Source organism: Rhodothermales bacterium (assembly GCA_034439735.1).
Lineage (GTDB): Bacteria > Bacteroidota > Rhodothermia > Rhodothermales > JAHQVL01 > JAWKNW01.
On record JAWXAX010000198.1, the window covers coordinates 1 to 17,651 of the forward strand.

Genomic DNA, 17,651 nt, shown 5'->3' on the forward strand with positions numbered 1-17,651 from the left:
ATACAGGGGGGGGTAGGGCGCCGCGGACGGTTGGAAGGAGATGGTCGGCGAGGAGAGGCGGACGACCATGCGGAAGCCTTCTTCCTCGATTTCAACCTCGGCCACGCCGCTTTCGGCGACGACTTTTAAAAGTTCTCGTATCTGGGACAGATCCATAATAATGTGGGTGCAGATGGCGGGCAGCCAGGCCTGTGCAATCAGGCGGCCGACGAAATACGGGTAACGTACGTCCGGGTATCCGTATTAACGCGGATCACATCGCCCTCGTTGATAAACAGGGGGACCTGGACGATCGCCCCGCTTTCCATCGTGGCCGGCTTAGTGGCGCCGGTGGCGGTGTCGCCCTTGATGCCCGGTTCCGTGTTCGTGACCGCCAGTTCAACGTTTGTGGCGATTTCCACTGTCAACGCTTTTTCCGTTTCAGCGTGGAAGAGGATGTCCACCAGGCCGCCATCCTTGACGAATTCGCGGCGGTAGACCATCTCTTTCGGCAGGGTGATCTGTTCGTACGTCTCGGCATCCATGAAGTGAACCCCCAGATCGTCCTGGTAGATCAACTGGTGAGGCCGGCGCTCGATGCGGGCGGTTTCAATGCGTTCGCCGGCGCGAAACGTATTATCAACCACCTTGCTACTGCGCACATTGCGCAGTTTCGATCGCACGAATGCGCCGCCTTTGCCCGGTTTCACGTGCTGGAAATCGATAATCGTCCAGAGATCGTTGTTCCAGATCATCGTCAATCCATTTCGAAAATCGCTGGTATCCGCCATAAGGGTAATAACTATCGTCTACTTGGTTGGTTGTACGGCGGGCGAATCCTCGAGGCTGTACACAGGCCCCCGAATATACCACGTCCTACGGCTGGCGCGCCAGAGGCGCCGCAGTGAAAGCGGCGGATCAGCCGGGATGGAATCAACGCACCAGAACGCGCCTCACCGGCTAAATAGACCCTTCCGTCCGTAAAAAAGAGTAGGTGCAACGAATTCAGATAGAAAAAGTTTAATCCCCGAAATACAATCCATCAGATCGTGTACTAGTCCTCGCATCGCCTATTCCGATCCTGGCTACGCAGCGCTCGTCGGGTCTATGCCCCGCATGTCGTGGCAACAGCGCACCAGGGGCCTCTTACCAGTTACCTCTGAATCACACGTGGCTCACGTTCCCCAAATCTTGACTGGCATTGACGCGGTAGACGCCTCCTGGGGAGGTCTATACCAGGGCGGCACCTATCTATGTTACGGAGATGCGGCCAGCGGACGCGGCCTGCTGGCCATGATGTTTCTTCAGGCCGGCGTCGAGCAAGGCGAGTCGTGCCTTTTTATTTCGCCTGGCCGGCCGCAGGATTGGTTCATCCAGGCGGACTCTGTCTCCTTCGACCTCCAGGGCGCCTACGAACAGGGCCTCGTCCGCCTCCTCTGGATTCCCGACGTCTCCGGGCTCCATCATCTGGACGATCAGATGGCCGCGCGCGCCCTGAGCGATTTCGTCACCATCGTCGCGCAGGAGCGGCCGATGCGCGTCGTGATCAACGACTTCATGCCGTTCATGCAGTTCCGCTCGTTCGACGGGTTCCGCCAGGCCTTTCTCGGCGCCCTCGAAGCGCTGAGCGCTACGGAGACGACGATTCTCTTGCTGCTGCCGGATCCGATCAATCCGGTCTCCCAGAAGATCATCGATTTTGTACGCAACTACGTTAGTGGGAGCATCCATCTCGAACTCGATGCTTCATCAAGCGCGGGGGCAACCCGTCGGATGACGCTCCTTCCGGGCATCGGGCATGTGCTTCACGAACAGATCGAGCACTGGGATATCGCCTCGGAAGGGGGCGCGCCGAGACCATCGGCCCGTGGTCCCCTGCGCGTACGGACGGCCGCCGGCAAGAAGGCGCACTCGTTCAGCCCGGTTGAGCAGGCCGCCGGCGCGCGCGCGGCCACGCCGGCCTTCGCCGCCCAGCCGGCGGGGGGCATCGTGGATCGAGCCGAGTTTGTCGACGCCCTGCGTCTCTGTTACAAGCGACGCGGCCAGGATAAGGGCTCGTTTACGCTGATGGCGCTCCGAATCGATGCGAATAACCCGACGCCCTCTCCGGTTCCGTTTCCTGAGCTGGCGGACCACGTGGAACGCGTTTTGAGGGCGGATGACCGACTCCTGGTCGACCCAACATCTCGCCGGCTGGTCGTGCTCATGCCCGAAGCGCGGCCGGACCTGGTGCAGCGGTTCTTCGATGCCTTACAGAAAAGCCTCGCTCGGGAGTACCCGTCCAGCCAGCAACATCTACTGGAAAGCGTCTCGGTGGTAGTCGTACCCGATGGGCAGCCCTTCGAGCGCGCCGAAGATTTCATGGCGTACGCCATGGAGGCCCGATGAGGCTCTTGCCCGATTGCCATGCACGCGATGCCTGCGACAAGCGCCCTGACTTCATGAAGGATATTGTTTACATCGTTTTCTGGTGCTTGCTATTCGCGGCCCGCCCGGCCGGCGCGCAGCTGAGCGATGTACAGGCGCAGGCCGTGCCGGTTGCCGGCGCGCCGGCGCGAGACATCGACGTGCTCGGCCATTATGTGGCCGCGAATCCGGGAGATTTCCAGGCCCGCCGCCAGTACGCCGATGCCCTCTACGATGCCGGTCGTTTTCGAGAGGCCGCCCATCAATATGACGTCTACCTCCAGGGCATGCAGGGCAGCCCGGAGTCCGTCCACCGCTTCCTCGTCGCCCTGGCGTCGTATGACGGCGACAACGCCCGCGGCGAGCGTGTCGCCCAGCGCTATATCGCCTTTTTCCCGACGGATGCGGACCTCTACATGCGCCTTGGGTATTTCCGGCTGTGGCAGGGTAAGTACGATGGGGCCGTCGAGGCCTTCGAACAGGCGCTCCGACTCGCGCCCGGCAGCACGGAGGCGCGCCAGGGTCTGCAGGCTACTCGGGAAGGGCGCGCTGTCATCGACCGTCTTACCACCCCGCCGCCCGTGCGCGCGGCGAATCCGACCGAGCAACCGCTGCTCGATGAACGTCGGTACCGGTTTATCGAAGAGCTCCTCGCGTACAAACGATACGCCGACGCCTACGACCAGCTCATGCTGCTCTCCGAGCGCCACACCGAGACCCAACGCTGGCTCGCGATGTACGAAACCATCGACCGCGGGCTGGTGGCTTCAGCCGGCTCCACTCCGGCGTATCCCGTCGATCGATATACGTTTCTCCTCCAGCAACATCCCTACGATAAGACGCTCCGCTTCCGGCTGGTAGATGCCCTCGCCGACGCCGGCCGTATCGCGGAGGCGTACACGGTGCTGCTGGATCAGGATTATATGTCGCCCCAGGATACGGCCTATGTTCGCCGGCTGGCAATGCTCGAATCCGAACGCGCCATGCTGGCGGAAGGGTATATGGCGAAGCTCGAGGCACGCTTCGCCAATGAATCCAACGACCGCGATGTGCTCCGCGAGTTGATCGACGCGTTCCTGGCCCAGCGACGCTCCGACGAGGCGCTCATACTCTACGAGCGGATGCTGGCCTCGTACCCGGAAGATAGCGCTACCCGTCTCGACTACGCTGGCCTGCTCGCACAAAACGGCCTGTTCACTGAAGCCTTCTCCCAGGCCGAGCGGCTCCTGGCACTCGATACGACGGATGTCGACTATCGCTTGCTCTACGCACGTCTCGAAATTGCTTCCGGCGAGATCACGCCGCGTTCGGACTGGTACCTCGAAACCCACCTCCAGCGGTATCCGGAAGATGCCGACGCCCTGCTGGATCGCGCCGAACGCGAGCTGGCCCTGGGGAACCAGGACGAAGCCGATCGTCATCTGCGCCGGGCGTTTGCTGTCGGCGCGCCGTCGGATCGAAACCGCATGTATGCGATCGACGCCCGGATCGAGCGCGCGATCCAGCGCCGCGCGGTGGAGCGCGAGACGCAGGCGCTGAGCGAGGCCCGCATGCTCGGCGGACTCGGTAATGTGACGGCGGCGGTTGAGGCCTACGAGCGGTACTTTCTGGTAGCCGGCCGCCGGCCGCGCGCCGCGCTGGTCGAGATGGCCGAAGTGCATGCCGCCGCCGGCCAGTATGGCGCGGCGATCGGTATCCTCGAGAGTCTGCAGGCCCTGCAGTATGAATATGCCCTCGCGAGCCGCATCGCGCGCTACCGGTATTACATCCAGGACCATGCCGGCGCCATCCGCGATCTTGAGGCCATGGTCGCGCGCAATCCACGCGACATGGAAGCCCGCGATCTCCTCGCTCAGGTCTACGACGAGTCCCGCCGGTTTAACCAGTCGGATTCCGTCTACCACGACCACGTCGAACGCCTGGCGCTGTTCTCCCGTCTCGAGCCGATCGCCGAGGAACGGCTCAGTCAGCGGATCATGCTCGTCGAGCACCTGCTTGATACCGACTATGTGGGCCTCTTCGTGCCGGTCTCCCAGTACATCGCCGCCCGGGGCACGATCACCCGCTATGAACACTGGGCCCAGGGGATGCTCACCCAGGTCACCATCCCCCGACAGCCGCACCCGTTTGTGCTCACTGCCGGCCTCATCTCCCATTTCCAGAACGGCACGCGCCGGCTGCTGCCCGACTCGGGCCGTTCGCTGGAGCGGACCAATCAGGTGATGGTCGGGGGGATCTTCAACCTCGCCAACCCCGCGCGCGACGCGTCGTCGTTCACGAGCCGGATGTCGCTGTCGGCCGGGTTGTTCGATTACGCCGGCGGCCGCACGACCGGTTTCGCGGAGATCACCTACCTGAACCGCATCGCCGGCGACTACCAGTTCTCGCTCGGCCTGCGCAACACGGAGGGCGCCACGGTGCTCTGGTCGCCGGCCGGCGGTCAGTTCGGCCTGCGCCTTACCCAGTTCGAGGCGAAAGGGCGCAAGCTGCTCTTGAAAAATGACCGACTCAGCCTGCAAGGCGGCCTCGCCGTGAACGCCGTTCGCGGCCTCGCGGATAGCACAGCCACCGGGGTCGGAGACAACGTGGGTACCGATCTCCGCCTTGAAGGTAGCTACCTGATCGTACCCTTTACCCGTTTCGGGCTCTCTTACAACGGGATCAACTATCGGGACATCCTCGAGACGTACTTCTCCCCCCAGGATTACCGTGCATACGATATGTGGGTGGAGTACGAGCGCGAATTTAAGATCGACTGGTACATCCGCGCGCGCGCCACCACGGGCCTCGTTTCCTACCGTCGCGACGCGATCGCGGCGCGGATCGAGTCGGACCTGATCTACCGCATCGTCGATCAGGTATCGGTGAGTCTCAGCGCCAGCGCCGGCTACTCCGTGCGCTTCCTCGAGGGCACCGGTATTCTACGCGACGATCGGTATCGCATGGTGGTATTTTCCGGCTCCCTGTACTGGACGCTTTAGATGGCATTAACATGGGTTTTATAGAAGAATTGCGGGATTGGCTGCAGGTGCGCTCCGAGGGTGGAGCAGACGGCCCGAGGGTGCCGGCCGAAGGGGGTGGGGCGTCGTCTGCGCGGCGTGAAGGCGTCGTCGCGCCGGCGCGTGCGTCGCGAAGCGGCCTGCCGCAGCCCATCTCCAGCATACCGTTCCAGCCGATCGTGGTGCCCCGCGCCGATGTCGTCGAAGACAAGGGCCGCAAGTATCTCATGCGGATCCTGACCTACGGTAGCCTGTCGTTTTTCCTCTTCGTGGTGATCTATGTCTTCATGGAGGATCCCGGGAATTTCCTCCTGCGGTGGACGGGCAAAAAAAGCACGCTGTCGTGGCAGGGGCTGGGTGTCTATTCGTCTATCGTCGCGCTGGTGCTGTTCCTGATCATCCTTCTGATTCGGTACCTTACGCAGCTGAATACCGCGTACCTGGCCACGACCAAGCACACCCTCACCGAAGAGACGCCGCGCCACCTGCCGCCGGTGTCGATCATCGTGCCGGCGTACAACGAAGGCAAGCTGCTGCAGACGACGATCCACTCGCTCCTGCACCTCGATTATCCCCAGTACGAGATCATCATCGTCGACGATGGTTCGAAGGACGACACGGCGTTTATCGCCCGATCGCTGGTGGGCAACTACGGTAAGGCGCACGTCAAACTCGTCGAAAAACCGAACGGTGGGAAGTCGACCGCGCTCAACGCCGGCATCCAGGTGTCAGAGTACGATTTTGTGTTGTGTGTCGATGGCGACTCCCAGCTCTCGCCGAACACCCTCAAGGCGGCGATCCGGCATTTCGACCAGCCGGATATCGGGGCCGTCGCCGGCAACGTAAAGGTGGATAATCGGGATAACATCTGGACCACACTTCAGGCGCTCGAATATGTCGAGGGTCTCAACATGGCCCGCTCGGCCCAGAGCCTGTTTAAACTCGTCAACATTATCCCAGGGCCGCTCGGGCTCTTTCGGAAACAGGCGATTGTCGACGCCGGCTACTACAGCTCCGACACGTTCGCCGAGGACTGCGACCTCACGCTCAAGATCATTCGGCAGGGATGGCGCGTAGAATACGAACCCAACGCCCGTTCCTACACCGAAGCCCCGAACACGCTCACCAACCTGCTCAAGCAACGGTATCGGTGGACTCGTGGCATCATCCAGGCGATTCGTAAACACCGCGACCTCTTTTTTAACCCGACGATCAATTTCGGCGGTACGGTCGTGCTCTGGTCGTTGGCGTTCGAGTCGCTTATCTGGCCGGTGATGAACGTCTTCGCGAACCTCTATTTCATCTTCATAGCCACCGCCTTCGGCTTGATCTACTTCCTGGCCTACTGGTGGCTTAGTCTCACGATCCTTGATCTCATCGCGGCCCTGTATTGTGTGGCTGTCGAAAAAGAGGAAGCCCGGCTGATTTTTTATTCGCTCTTTTATCGACTCTTCTTCATTCTCATCATCGATGTCTGCAAAACGTTTGCAACCATCGAGGAATTCCTCGGGCTTGGGATGGTCTGGGGGAAATTGGAACGAATTGGGCAGCAGGCCTGAATAAGAGCTATGTGATGGCCTGATTTTTGACGGAACCCCGGTAAATATAGAGGAAACCACCATGGAGATTGTCCCGATCCTTTCCACCATCATTCTGGTCGGTACGGTAGCCACGTTTATTCTCGCTGTGGCTGCGTATGTGCTTTACAAAATGCGCGAACTGCGAGGCAACGCCGTCGAACGCCAGGAGCAGCCTGTCGCCGATCCACACGTGCTGATGGCCGTTCGCCAGCCGGGCATGATGATGACCGGTGGGGACTCCGCGCCAGCGGAAGCGCGCACGTATATGGCGCCCACCGGCACGACGCCCCCTTCGGGGCGGTATGTCGAGATGAGCAGCCAGTACGCTATTCCAGATTCCGGGGAGGCCGGCCAGCTTCCGCAGCGAGCCGCGGCCGGCATGCCACTCAGCTCATTCTTCTGGGAATACACGGACGACGGCTTCGTGCCGCGCACGCCGGCCGCCGCCCCGCGCGCCGATGCGGGGAAACCCGACAGCGCGGTCTGATTCCCCAATCGTGCGTCACTGACTCTGAAAGCTGAGGACCATGGCCCGTTTCGAGCTCGAACAAGTGAATATCTTGTGGTTCATGACCCTCGGGGTTACGGCGTTATCCGCCGGCGTCCTCGTGTATGTCCTGCTGCTCGAAAGCGCCCTGGGCACGTTCAGCATCAAGGAGTTTTACCCCCGAACGGGCGAGGACCGCGAGCCGCCCCGCATCGCCTTGCTGGCGAGCGATTATACCCGTGACATTCGCGATATCAACCCGCAGGACTCGACCTCCCGCTGGCTCGATAACCTGCTCGCCACCTGGCACGAATTCCTCAGCTCGCCCGACTACGACTTTCCCTACAGCCGCATCTCCGATAGCGACCTGGAGGCTGGCCTTTCCACCGATCATTTTGATGTGCTCATCCTGCCGGCCGCGCTGGCCATGAGCGACCGCGAAGTGGCGCATGTGCTGGCTTTCATGAAAGCCGGCGGCAGCGTATACGCCTCCTGGATGCCGGGCTACTACCGGGAGGACGGCTCCATCCGCGGATGGTCGTTCCTCGAAGAAGCCTTTGGCATCGCGTTCGTCGACTATGTAGATCGCTACCAGGGCAACTACCGGGCGCATGAGTCGATCCATCCGGGCTTTGCCGAGCCGGGTATCTACCTGCCCGTCCTTGCCGATGCGCCGGCGCTGCAAACGGCGCAGTCGTTTGCACCGCTACAGCAGTATCGCTATGTCGCCCCCACCTCCGCTCTGCCTCCGCGCGAAGACTACGTTTTGGCGGACACCCTCACGCTGCCGCTGCGCGATATCGACGGGGTGATGCTTCCCCGTCAGGCCGTGAAGCTCACGTTTTACAGCTGGCAGGGCGATCGGACGGGCCGGCAGGCGCCTTATACATACACCGGCTTCGGGATGGAGCAGTTCGCGCTGCGCGGGAATACCGTTCTCACCGCTGGGATGCCGGGCGGGTACAGCTTCAACGTCCAGGTTTTTGACCCGGCGGTCCGGTTCGAAATTGTGGGCGATAGCACGGAAGTGGTGGGCTACTGGGGCCAATGGGGTCGACATCTGGAGCCGCAACAACTCAACGAACATACCGGCATCGTCTACGGACTGAACTACGGCAGCCGCTTTGTCTATTCCGGCTTTCGACGGGACGCGATGGGCATCGGTCGTAATCCCGAAGATGTCGTCGTGATCGACCGCTTCTTCATCAATGTCATGAACTATCTGCGACGGGCGCCAACCGCCTGGCTGAAGGACTGGCCGGCACCCTACGACGCCGGGGCACTGATCGCGGCCGTAGGCGACGGCGATCTGACCAACCTGGAGGCACTCGCGGATTCGTTTCGAGCACATGAGCTTCGAGCCGATTTCTTCCTAAAGGCCCCCGAGGAGGGCGGGCCGGCGCGCGATGTGCGACCGTTCACCCGAGCGGGGAGGGTGGGCCTGCTTGACGCTCCGGGCAGCGATAGCGGCGAATCGAGCCTGTCGCATGAAAGCCGACTCGCGGCGCTGAAGATGGCCCTTGAAACGGAAACGGCGGTGCCGGTGACCTCCTACAAGCCGGCCGACCCCGGCCGGCTCAGCAAACGACTCCTTCGCGCGCTCCAGTTCACGGGGTTCCAAAATGTCCTGCCCGATTCAATCGCCACGCGCACCGCGCCGGAGGTGATGCTGGATATCGCGCCGCTGATCACCCAGTTCAACGCACAGAGCGGGACAGACCTCGAACTCATCAGCCGGCTCGGAGAGATAGATCCGGATACGGTCGTCGATCTCCAGCGGGCCGATTACCGGCGCGTGGCCCTGGAAGGCGGTGTCTATCAGCTGGTCGTTCACGATACCGGACTGGCCCGTGCGCCGTACCGCGCTTCGGTGCTCCAGACGGCCCTCGCTCTACAAAGCGAGCGGTTCTGGGTGGCCACAAGCGACGAGCTCGCCGCCTGGTGGCGCCAACGCCAGGCGATTCAGGTATCGCTCAATAGAAGCAGCGACGCCCGCGTGGTGCTCCAGATATCGAATCAGAACAGCGAAACAGTCCGGCAACTGGGCATCCTGATCGACCTTGGCCAGCCGGCCGTCAGCATTCAGATCCGCCCCGAACTGATAGGCGGCCCGGTGCCGCAGCACGAGTTGATCGAGGGTAACACGATGGTGATCATCAAGATCAGCGCCCTGCGCCCGCTCCAGACGCGGCTGTACCACATCGACATCGTTCCTGAGGGCATGGAGATCCTATCCGCCGCGCCGTCTCCCGCTCGCCCGGCGCCGGCCCTCGCCGCGCTCCGTCCTGCCCACGCACCATGATCCAGCTCCCGACAGCGCACGTTTATCCTGGCCATCCCGCCTGGCGTCTGGTGCTGGTCGTTGTGCTTGTAGGGGCTCTGGCCGGCGCCATGCCAGGCCTCGCTCCGGCCCAGGGCGTCCACCCCGATGTCCTCCTCACCCGGCCCTCCGCCGAACTGGCAAATGCGCTGGGGTGGATGACCGAGGCACGAACCCCGCCGGTGGGCGTGCTGGCGCCCATGCGTTCCTCTGATCCGGTCGTTGCCGCTTCGCGTGAAGTAGCGGATCGGGCCGTGCGGGGGTGGGAATATCTGCTGTTGGGACTCGATATACCCTACCGCATTCTGGAAGACTCGAGCCTCACGGATGCGGCGCTCAGTGGGATGCGCCTGCTGGTGCTGCCGGCGTCCGAGTCGCTCTCCCCGGCACACCGCGACGCCGTGAAACGCTTCATGGAACGCGGCGGTGGTGTGATCGCATCCGGGCCCACCGGCGCCGCGACCGCACTCGGCGTGGAAGCTGACGACGCGTTCATGCAGGAGGTCTTTGGGCTGCGCCTCGCTGGCGTGCTGCCGGATACCATCAACGGGGTGGATGTGACGCTCCAGGGCGGTCACCCGGTCACGGCCGGACTGCCCGATGGGTATCGGTTTAACGTGGGCCGCGCCCCGGGCGTGACGCTGGCCGTGCCACTCCGGGGTGAATCGCTCGGGACGACGCAGAGTTACGCCGGTGAACTCCTCGCCGACGATCCGACGCTGCTGGCGTACGGACAGTATGGAAATGGCGCCTTCCTCTGGCTGGGTTTCTCGGGCACCGATGTCTCGCACGACACGGAGTCCCAGCATGTCTTCCAGAGGCTCATCGTCAATGCCATCGCCTGCCTGACGGAAACACCGACGGTCGCCCTCCGGGCCTGGCCGAACGGCGCCCGGTCGGCCTTCGCGCTGGCCGTTTTGCCGGAAGTAGGGCACCAGCCCTATCAGTTTCTGACGGTGATGGATGTCTTGCTGGAAGCCCTGCAGACGGAGCAGGCGCCGGCTACGTTTTTCCTGACGACCGACGAGACGCTGTATTACCCGCAGATGGTCGCGCGCATGGCCGCCACCGGCGAGGTAGCCCTCTCCGCCGACAGCGACGACCTCCTGGCCGGCCAGCCCGCCCCGCTACAACTCCAGCGGCTTTCCATGGCGATCGATGCGTTCCAGACGCAAACGGGCCGTCGCCCCGTCGGTCTCTATCCGCCGGACGGGTTGTTCGATGTGGAAACCCTCAAGTCCGCCCACGACCTCGGCTTCGCCTATGTGCTCGACGCGGCCCCCGTGCGGCGGGAGCCGACGTTCATTCGCTGGGACCTCGAGCTCGATTATCGGGATTCGCTCCTCATCTCAGTTTCTCCCGCGCGACCGATGCTGCGTATGCATCCAAGCGAACTGACCCATCCGGCGTACTGGAGCAATCAACCCTCCACCAACGCCATGATCGTACGGATGGCCTCGGCGCTCAAGGGCGACCTCGACCGCGTCGATGCCTCTGGCGGGCTATTTCTTTACGGTTTCCAGCCGGGTATCCAGGCGCTGACACAACGCCGCGCGGATGTCATCGAAGCGCTGGCCGGCCACGCCCGGATGCGTGGGAGCTGGATGGCCACGCTGGGCCAGATCGACGCCTGGTGGCGGCAACGGAGCCAGTTGGCGGTGCGGATGACGCCGAGCCGGCGCGGCGACGGCTACGAAATCGAGATCGATAACGCCGGTGCATCATCCGTGGCAGCGGTCGGGCTCACCCTGCTGCTCTACGATCGCACCAGCGATATGCTGGATGTAGAAGGAGCCACCTGGCGCCTCGACGAAGTCACGCGCGAATTGCATCTCCTCATCGACCACGTTCCGCCAGGCACCACGACCCTCCGAGTGCGCATGGCGCCCACCGTCCTATCTTCCTCCGCCGGCCGTTAGCGGAATGCCTTCTCCCGGTCCAGGAACGCCACCAGATCCGAGACCCCGAGCGGCCCTTGCTCGTAGCGAAACGGCTCGCCATGCGTCGCCCCGATGCTGTACCCAAAGGTTTGGGCCCGCGCTTCGATCCACTGGAAAAATAGCGGGTTGGATACAAACGTCTGCGGCTCGTCCGTGGCCGGGACATAGTCCGGGTTCGCGATCTGCGACTTAAACGCCAGCAAGGCCCGGGTGCGCTGTTCCCACACATCGCTCACATCCACCACCAGCGTCGGCTCAAACGGGGTGGTCTGCATGTATTGTAGAATGTGATGCGGCCGCCACGGCTCTTGCGGAGCGCCATCCGGCTCGGCGGAGACTACCTTCCGCAATCCGCTGTAAAAGATAGCCGACATCGCGAGCCGGTGCGCCGCGCCGTGGTCGGGATGACGATCCACCGCTGCATTGATCAGCACGATGTGGGGGCGATGCCGGCGCAGCGATTCGACCACACGCAGCTGGTTCACTTTCGAGTTCTCGATGTCCCCATCCGGCAGCCCGAGGTTCTCGCGGACCGTCAGGCCCAGGATCTCACCCGCCTCCCGCGCCTCCTCAAGCCGGCCCTCCGGCGTCCCCCGGCTGCCCAGTTCGCCTCGCGTGAAATCGACGATCCCTACCTGGTATCCGGCGTTTGTCAGCCGGCAGAGGGTGCCGCCGGCGGCTAGTTCAACGTCGTCTGGATGGGCGGCCAGGGCCAGCAGATGGAGCATTGAGAGAGGGGGTTATGGATGAGGGATGGCGGCGCTCGCCATCGAGCCTGCTCATGCACGCATGATTCAGAAACTTGAGATTTTACTGTCTACTCCTTTGGAGATGTAGGTATGACGTAGGAATACCGCATTTCTCCTGTTTCGTCTTCCTCACGAAACGAGCGAAGCGACTCACGAAGTAAAGCGGGGATCCATGCAAATCCGCACACATAGCATGGATCCCCAATCGAGTTGGGGATGACGAAAAGGGGGCGATTGCAAAATCGCAACGGTTTCTCGTGCTCTCAGAAACGAAGATACGAGGCGCAGGGGCAATCCGAAGACGACCGCGGCGGTTCGTAAGCCTCCAATTGTTACGTTCTTGTAAATGTGTGTGATAACATTAATTCGACATAGAAATATGTTGAAACATATAATCGGTCCGGCGTACCAACAACCAGCTGCCGTGCATGCAGACACGGGGGCACCGAACGCACAACGAACCGAAAAAGGAGAACACCATGACGACCATAGAACTGGCAAAAGGCACCTACGCGATCGACGCATCGCATTCGGAGATCGGCTTTCAGGTCCGCCACCTGGGCATTTCGAGCGTGAAGGGTTCCTTCGGGGCGCTTGAAGGCACAGTCCAGGCCGGCGGGAGCCTCGCCGCCCTCTCCGCGAGCGCCTCGATCCAGGCCGCGTCCATCGACACGCGCAACACCGACCGCGACAACCACCTCCGCTCGGCCGATTTCTTCGACGCCGAGAAGCATCCGGCGCTGCAGTTCAAGAGTAATGGCGTGGTTGATAAAGGCAACGGCGAGTTCACGATGGCCGGCACCCTGACCATCCGCGGCGTGGCGAAGCCGATCGAGTTGAAGGGCGAGTTTCAGGGTAGCGCGAAAGACCCGTGGGGCAACGAGAAGGTCGCATTCACGGCCTCGGGCAAGCTCAACCGGACGGATTACGGCCTGAACTGGAACGCGGTGCTGGAAGCCGGCGGGTTGCTGGTGAGTGAGGAGGTGAAGCTCGTGCTGGATGTGCAGGCGGTGAAGCAGGCGTAAGGGTTCCTGCGGATTACCTGATCCATCGAGCCGTGAGGAATAAAAAGCCACGCATCATTTAAGGTGCGTGGCTTTTCTGCAACCGGCAAACACACGCGCCTCGTCGGCGGGACGGTGTTCGATCGCAACGACCCGCGCCTCGCGCGCGTGGATGATTATGATGTATGCGAATCAGGAGTTGAACTATGTCAAACCCCCCCAAAATGATGTCATCTCGACCGAAAACGCCGGCTTGCCGGCGTGAGAGCGGAGACACGAGCGCAGCGACTGATGAGCGAAGCGAATAAACCTCCTTGAGCCGAGCACTTCACCCATCTCAAGGAGGTCGCTCAGCTGCCGCATCGGCTGGCGCCGCTGCGTTCGTTCGCGATGACAGGCTGGCGTTTAAAAAACACCACTCTGCGCCAGATCGGATACCATTTTTCTACTATGGCCTTGCTCGAGCAAATCCACGCCCACAAACCCCTGGCCGCAGGCCCGGCGATCCGAGGCGCCGCGCGCCCTCTTGACCAGCGATGAGGTGCGCACGCCTTCGGAGAACCAGGCCATTTTCGTTCACGGGAATAAGCATCCCGTTCTAATTCGCACCCGGCCTTATTTCAAGCGGTGGTCGTACCGGCTTCGCGCGCGCCTCGACCCGCCAGAGCTGCCGCGCGTCGATCAGGATGTCGCGGTCTCGTTGGTTGATGTAGACGCCTCGCCTGGCCGGAGGTCGTCTTCGGGCCCACGGGGTCAAGATCCTCTCTCGGGCCAAGGCCCGCCCGCGCCCCCGCGCGCGCTCCTCCCCGAACGGTTATAACAAGGACGGCCCGGCGAGTTTACGGCGCCCCTTGCGAACGATTCGCTAAAGTAGTACCTAACAGGACGCCGTAGCCGGGGGACACACTACGGAGCCCGGCGGTTGGGCCGCACGGCGATCGTACCACCTGTTGCCCGCTCACCGGCCGGCCGAAACTCACGGCCGCAGCGTAGCAGCGAAGCGGAAAATCCTCATGAATGAAGACACGTCTACACTCATTCTCCTGCTCCTGCCTCTGGTAGCCGGAGGTATTATAGCCGCGCTCAATTCAAGCCAGACGAACGCGGTCATCGAGCGCATCGAGGCGTGGATTCGTGCGCGGCAGGAACGAGCCTCTCTGGGGACGGGGTTTTTCGCCCGGTATGTGTTTAACCCGCTTCTCTGGCCCATCGTCAAGTTCTGTGACTGGACGGATGGGTTTCTCCATCAAGGCATGAAGAACGGCGCGCGCGTTGCCGCCGCGCTGTATTTCCTCGGGCTCTGGCTTCTCGTGTTGTCGGTCGCGATCTATCTAGTGGTTGTTCTTGCCATTATAGCCCTCGTCATTTTCATAGCGGCCAAGTTCCTTGGCGGCTCTTCGTCGGATTCCGACGACGAAGAGCCGCGGCGTGTAAACCGGGCGATTGACCACGCGGGCCTGAGAGGAAAGAAACTCTATTCCGGATCGAGCTGGCTGAGCGAGGAGCTCAAGGGGCGGGTCGACGAGGACGGGAATATATACCGGGGATCGAGTTGGTTGAGCGAGGAGAAGATTGGCCGGATCGATGAAGATGGAAATATCTATGAGGGCACGAGTTGGCTGAGCGAAACGAAAGTGGGCCGCATCGCAAAAGACGGGACACTGCACAAAGGCTCGAACTGGTTTTCTGAGGAGCGGGTCGGGCGAATCGATGATGACGGCAACATCCACAAGGGCACCAACTGGCTGAACGAGGAGAAGCAGGGACGAAGTGGCGACTAGCTTTCCTCTTCCCGAACCCACTCCAGAAATCCCCGGGGAGAGAGAATGACGATCTCGCCTGCGAAGCGCGCCGCCTCGTCGAGCAAGTCTTTGTCCCGGGTCACGAGTACGTCTGCCCCGCCGCGAAGAGCGGAGAGTAGTACGGCGTCGTCGTTCGGATCGCGCAGCCCCCTGGGGGCCATGTCGGTGGGCACCGGCTCCATGTGTGCGGCCCGGTTCTTTAGATCACTCAGGTATAACGAAACCTGCTCGGGAGGAGCCTTCATCTTCGTTGTCAGAACGCGCTCCGTCTCGACGGCAACAAAAAGGCCCAGCACCAGATCGTGCTCGGCCAGAACGCGTTGCTGCAGCTCGTAGGCTACAGTATGGGTGAAGTAGGCGCTGATAAGAACGTTGGCATCCAGGAAAACGCGCATAGCTACTGTTCAGCCGCCTTCTCTGCCCGCACCTCCTCGATAAGCCGATCCACATCCTCGTCCGTATAGATGCCTGCTTTTTCGGCGAGGGGCACAAAAATAGAGCGCCAGTACTCGATCGACTGGAGATTATCGAGGCGCTTGAGAAGATCGAGAACGACCTCTTCGGGCGAAGTACCCTGCTGGTTGGCCAGCCGCTTGAGGGTCTTTTCGACCGTCCCTTCTAATTTGAGCGTGATCGTGGTCATAAGCGTAAGATTTTCTAACTCTCCAAGGGTACCACGAATTCCAACGTCACGCAAGGCGGGGTGTTCTCCCAGCCGCCAGGCCAATTGTCAGGCGATCAAGGACGGCCCATCTCCCCCGCCCAGGTGCACGATCTATTTGGCGCCAGCAGCGGATCAACAGGACGAGGATCGAAGGGCACGTACTGATGCGGAGAGTTCCCAAGAGTCGATCGGTCGATGTTGTTTAGGAAGCGGTGGTGCAGCGCGAAATGGCCCTTTTGTAGAATCGGAACAGAAATGAACGTTAAGCAACCGGCTTAGCGTACGATTTTTTCCGTTTTCTGAGACGACCCCAATGTAAGGCTTAGCTTACTCTCTGCTTTAACGGGGGAATATCATGACGGGTGCAGACTTGGGTCGTGATGCTCTGGCGAGTTGGGGCTACTCATCATCGGAATCATAGATATCCAAGAGCAGGCGGAGGGTACGTTTTTCACGTTCTTAGATCTCATACTCTCGGCTTCCACTCTGGCCTGACAGCCGGACGGCGGCCTCTACTGAGTGGGCAAGGGCTCTGACAATCGCGTCCGCAGTGCCTCCATCGAGATACGTTGCAAAGGTTTCGGTCACGCCATAGCTATCGTTCTCCCGTGAGGTCTGATCGTAGAGATCGGAAAGTTCGTAGCGCTCGCCGTCGATCAGGAAAGCCGCTCTGTCCATAAAAATCCAGGACGTGCCTCCGTAGCGAGACGAGCCTTTGTACCTCAGGCCGAACACGAATTGCTTCGTTCCGTCTTCTGTCACCTTCAGCCGAGATAGCGTCACACCTTCGCCTCCCGCAGTCTCGCGCATCGGGTCATCGTACCACGTTACCCCTTCAAATTCATCGGTGGTAGCATGAACTCGCTCTATGGGACTGAGCGCTGGATTCTCTTGCAGGTCGGCGGGAATGTCTGACTCGTTATCGCCGGAGAAGTCATCAGCACCCGTCCAGGACCTATACAAGTCTCGGTGCCCACTGCGTGGCAACTCACCCACCGCGTACCAGATGGTCCCGCTCTCATCATCCTTATCCACCTCGGCTATTGCGAAGGTGTCGCCCAGATCCCAACCCCAGTACTCGAATCTAATCCCACTTGGACGGTCACGCCGGTCAGGACGGCTCATAGAACGGATAGCTTCGGCTCCTCGCTCATTGCTCTCCGCGATGGCGTCGAGGTCGAAGCTCGTATCAACGGTGTATTGAGTGCAGGCGTCCAAACCAGATTCCCCGAAATGGTACCGAGTGATGGTCATTTGATCTCCCTCCTGCTCCTGATACCAAGAGGATATGGCGTTCCAGACCCGCAGCGGCGAGTCTTCTTTGAGGTGGACCTCCTGGCGGGAGTCTCCCCACTCTGCCTCGGTGAGGCAGGGCTTCGCAACGACAGGATTGACCGCGAACAAGATGACGAGCGCTGTAATGTGCCTCATAGGAAGAGCGGTATAACCATTGATGATCAGGGCGTTTTGCCCTGATACGTCCGGCTCAGCCTGTTATCAGTGCAAAACCAATAAACAAGGCGTTGATAGGGGCATAACCATGAACATCCGACCACATTATAATTACTACCCAAACCGAATCGCAAGCTCCGGTTTTCTCATGGGCACCATTAGGCTCTCCGTGTAAGCGCCGGTTGTAAATTTCCGGAAAGTGCCGACCGAAAATGTCCGGGTTCATGATCGCGGCCGGACGTTCATCCATCAGTGGAGAGAGTCCGGTC

Annotated in this window: 14 protein-coding genes; 8 read left to right on the forward strand and 6 right to left on the reverse strand. The window is 61.3% G+C overall.

Going from position 1 to position 17,651, the window contains the following annotated elements:
* Nucleotides 1-197: 197 nt before the first annotated feature.
* A complete protein-coding gene (gene efp / locus SH809_14830; GenBank protein ID MDZ4700980.1) occupies nt 198-770 on the reverse strand; it encodes an elongation factor P in 573 nt (190 codons plus the stop codon).
* A gap of 400 nt (nt 771-1,170) precedes the next feature.
* On the opposite strand from efp, the gene SH809_14835 reads away from it, so the two are divergent.
* The 6 genes from SH809_14835 (at nt 1,171) to SH809_14860 (ending at nt 11,690) form a co-directional block, all read left to right on the forward strand.
* Nucleotides 1,171-2,367: an ATPase domain-containing protein gene (locus tag SH809_14835; GenBank protein MDZ4700981.1), complete on the forward strand. Its 1,197-nt coding sequence runs from the start codon at nt 1,171-1,173 to the stop codon at nt 2,365-2,367.
* Between the two features lie 53 nt (nt 2,368-2,420).
* Complete coding sequence (locus SH809_14840; GenBank protein ID MDZ4700982.1) at nt 2,421-5,366, forward strand: tetratricopeptide repeat protein; 2,946 nt, start codon at nt 2,421-2,423, stop codon at nt 5,364-5,366.
* Between the two features lie 11 nt (nt 5,367-5,377).
* On the forward strand, nt 5,378-6,943 hold the full coding sequence (locus SH809_14845; protein MDZ4700983.1) for a glycosyltransferase family 2 protein: 1,566 nt from the start codon (nt 5,378-5,380) through the stop codon (nt 6,941-6,943).
* 61 nt (nt 6,944-7,004) lie between these two features.
* Nucleotides 7,005-7,451 (forward strand): hypothetical protein, encoded by a 447-nt coding sequence (locus SH809_14850; GenBank protein MDZ4700984.1) that lies wholly within the window; start codon nt 7,005-7,007, stop codon nt 7,449-7,451.
* Between the two features lie 40 nt (nt 7,452-7,491).
* Entirely contained in the window at nt 7,492-9,753 is a 2,262-nt protein-coding gene (locus SH809_14855) for a hypothetical protein (GenBank protein MDZ4700985.1), read from the forward strand.
* Nucleotides 9,750-11,690, forward strand: a complete 1,941-nt coding sequence (locus SH809_14860; GenBank protein MDZ4700986.1) for a polysaccharide deacetylase family protein — start codon at nt 9,750-9,752, stop codon at nt 11,688-11,690. The genes SH809_14855 and SH809_14860 overlap by 4 nt, the downstream gene beginning before the upstream one ends.
* Here the strand turns inward: SH809_14860 and bshB1 are convergent.
* The gene (bshB1, locus tag SH809_14865; GenBank protein ID MDZ4700987.1) at nt 11,687-12,439 is read right to left on the reverse strand and encodes a bacillithiol biosynthesis deacetylase BshB1; all 753 of its coding nucleotides are present in this window, start codon (nt 12,437-12,439) and stop codon (nt 11,687-11,689) included. The genes SH809_14860 and bshB1 overlap by 4 nt on opposite strands.
* 500 nt (nt 12,440-12,939) lie before the next feature.
* Here bshB1 and SH809_14870 point away from each other — a divergent pair, with 500 nt between their 5' ends.
* Complete coding sequence (locus SH809_14870) at nt 12,940-13,485, forward strand: YceI family protein (protein MDZ4700988.1); 546 nt, start codon at nt 12,940-12,942, stop codon at nt 13,483-13,485.
* A 992-nt stretch (nt 13,486-14,477) separates the two neighbouring features.
* Nucleotides 14,478-15,245, forward strand: a complete 768-nt coding sequence (locus tag SH809_14875) for a hypothetical protein (protein ID MDZ4700989.1) — start codon at nt 14,478-14,480, stop codon at nt 15,243-15,245.
* On the opposite strand, the gene SH809_14880 is transcribed toward SH809_14875, so the two are convergent.
* The 4 genes from SH809_14880 to SH809_14895 form a co-directional block, all read right to left on the reverse strand.
* Complete coding sequence (locus tag SH809_14880) at nt 15,242-15,661, reverse strand: putative toxin-antitoxin system toxin component, PIN family (GenBank protein ID MDZ4700990.1); 420 nt, start codon at nt 15,659-15,661, stop codon at nt 15,242-15,244. The genes SH809_14875 and SH809_14880 overlap by 4 nt on opposite strands.
* A 2-nt stretch (nt 15,662-15,663) precedes the next feature.
* On the reverse strand, nt 15,664-15,909 hold the full coding sequence (locus SH809_14885) for a hypothetical protein (GenBank protein MDZ4700991.1): 246 nt from the start codon (nt 15,907-15,909) through the stop codon (nt 15,664-15,666).
* Between the two features lie 480 nt (nt 15,910-16,389).
* Entirely contained in the window at nt 16,390-17,361 is a 972-nt protein-coding gene (locus SH809_14890; protein MDZ4700992.1) for a hypothetical protein, read from the reverse strand.
* Nucleotides 17,362-17,416: 55 nt separating this feature from the next.
* Nucleotides 17,417-17,651 (reverse strand): hypothetical protein (locus SH809_14895; protein MDZ4700993.1); only part of this gene is annotated, 235 nt, incomplete at its 5' end.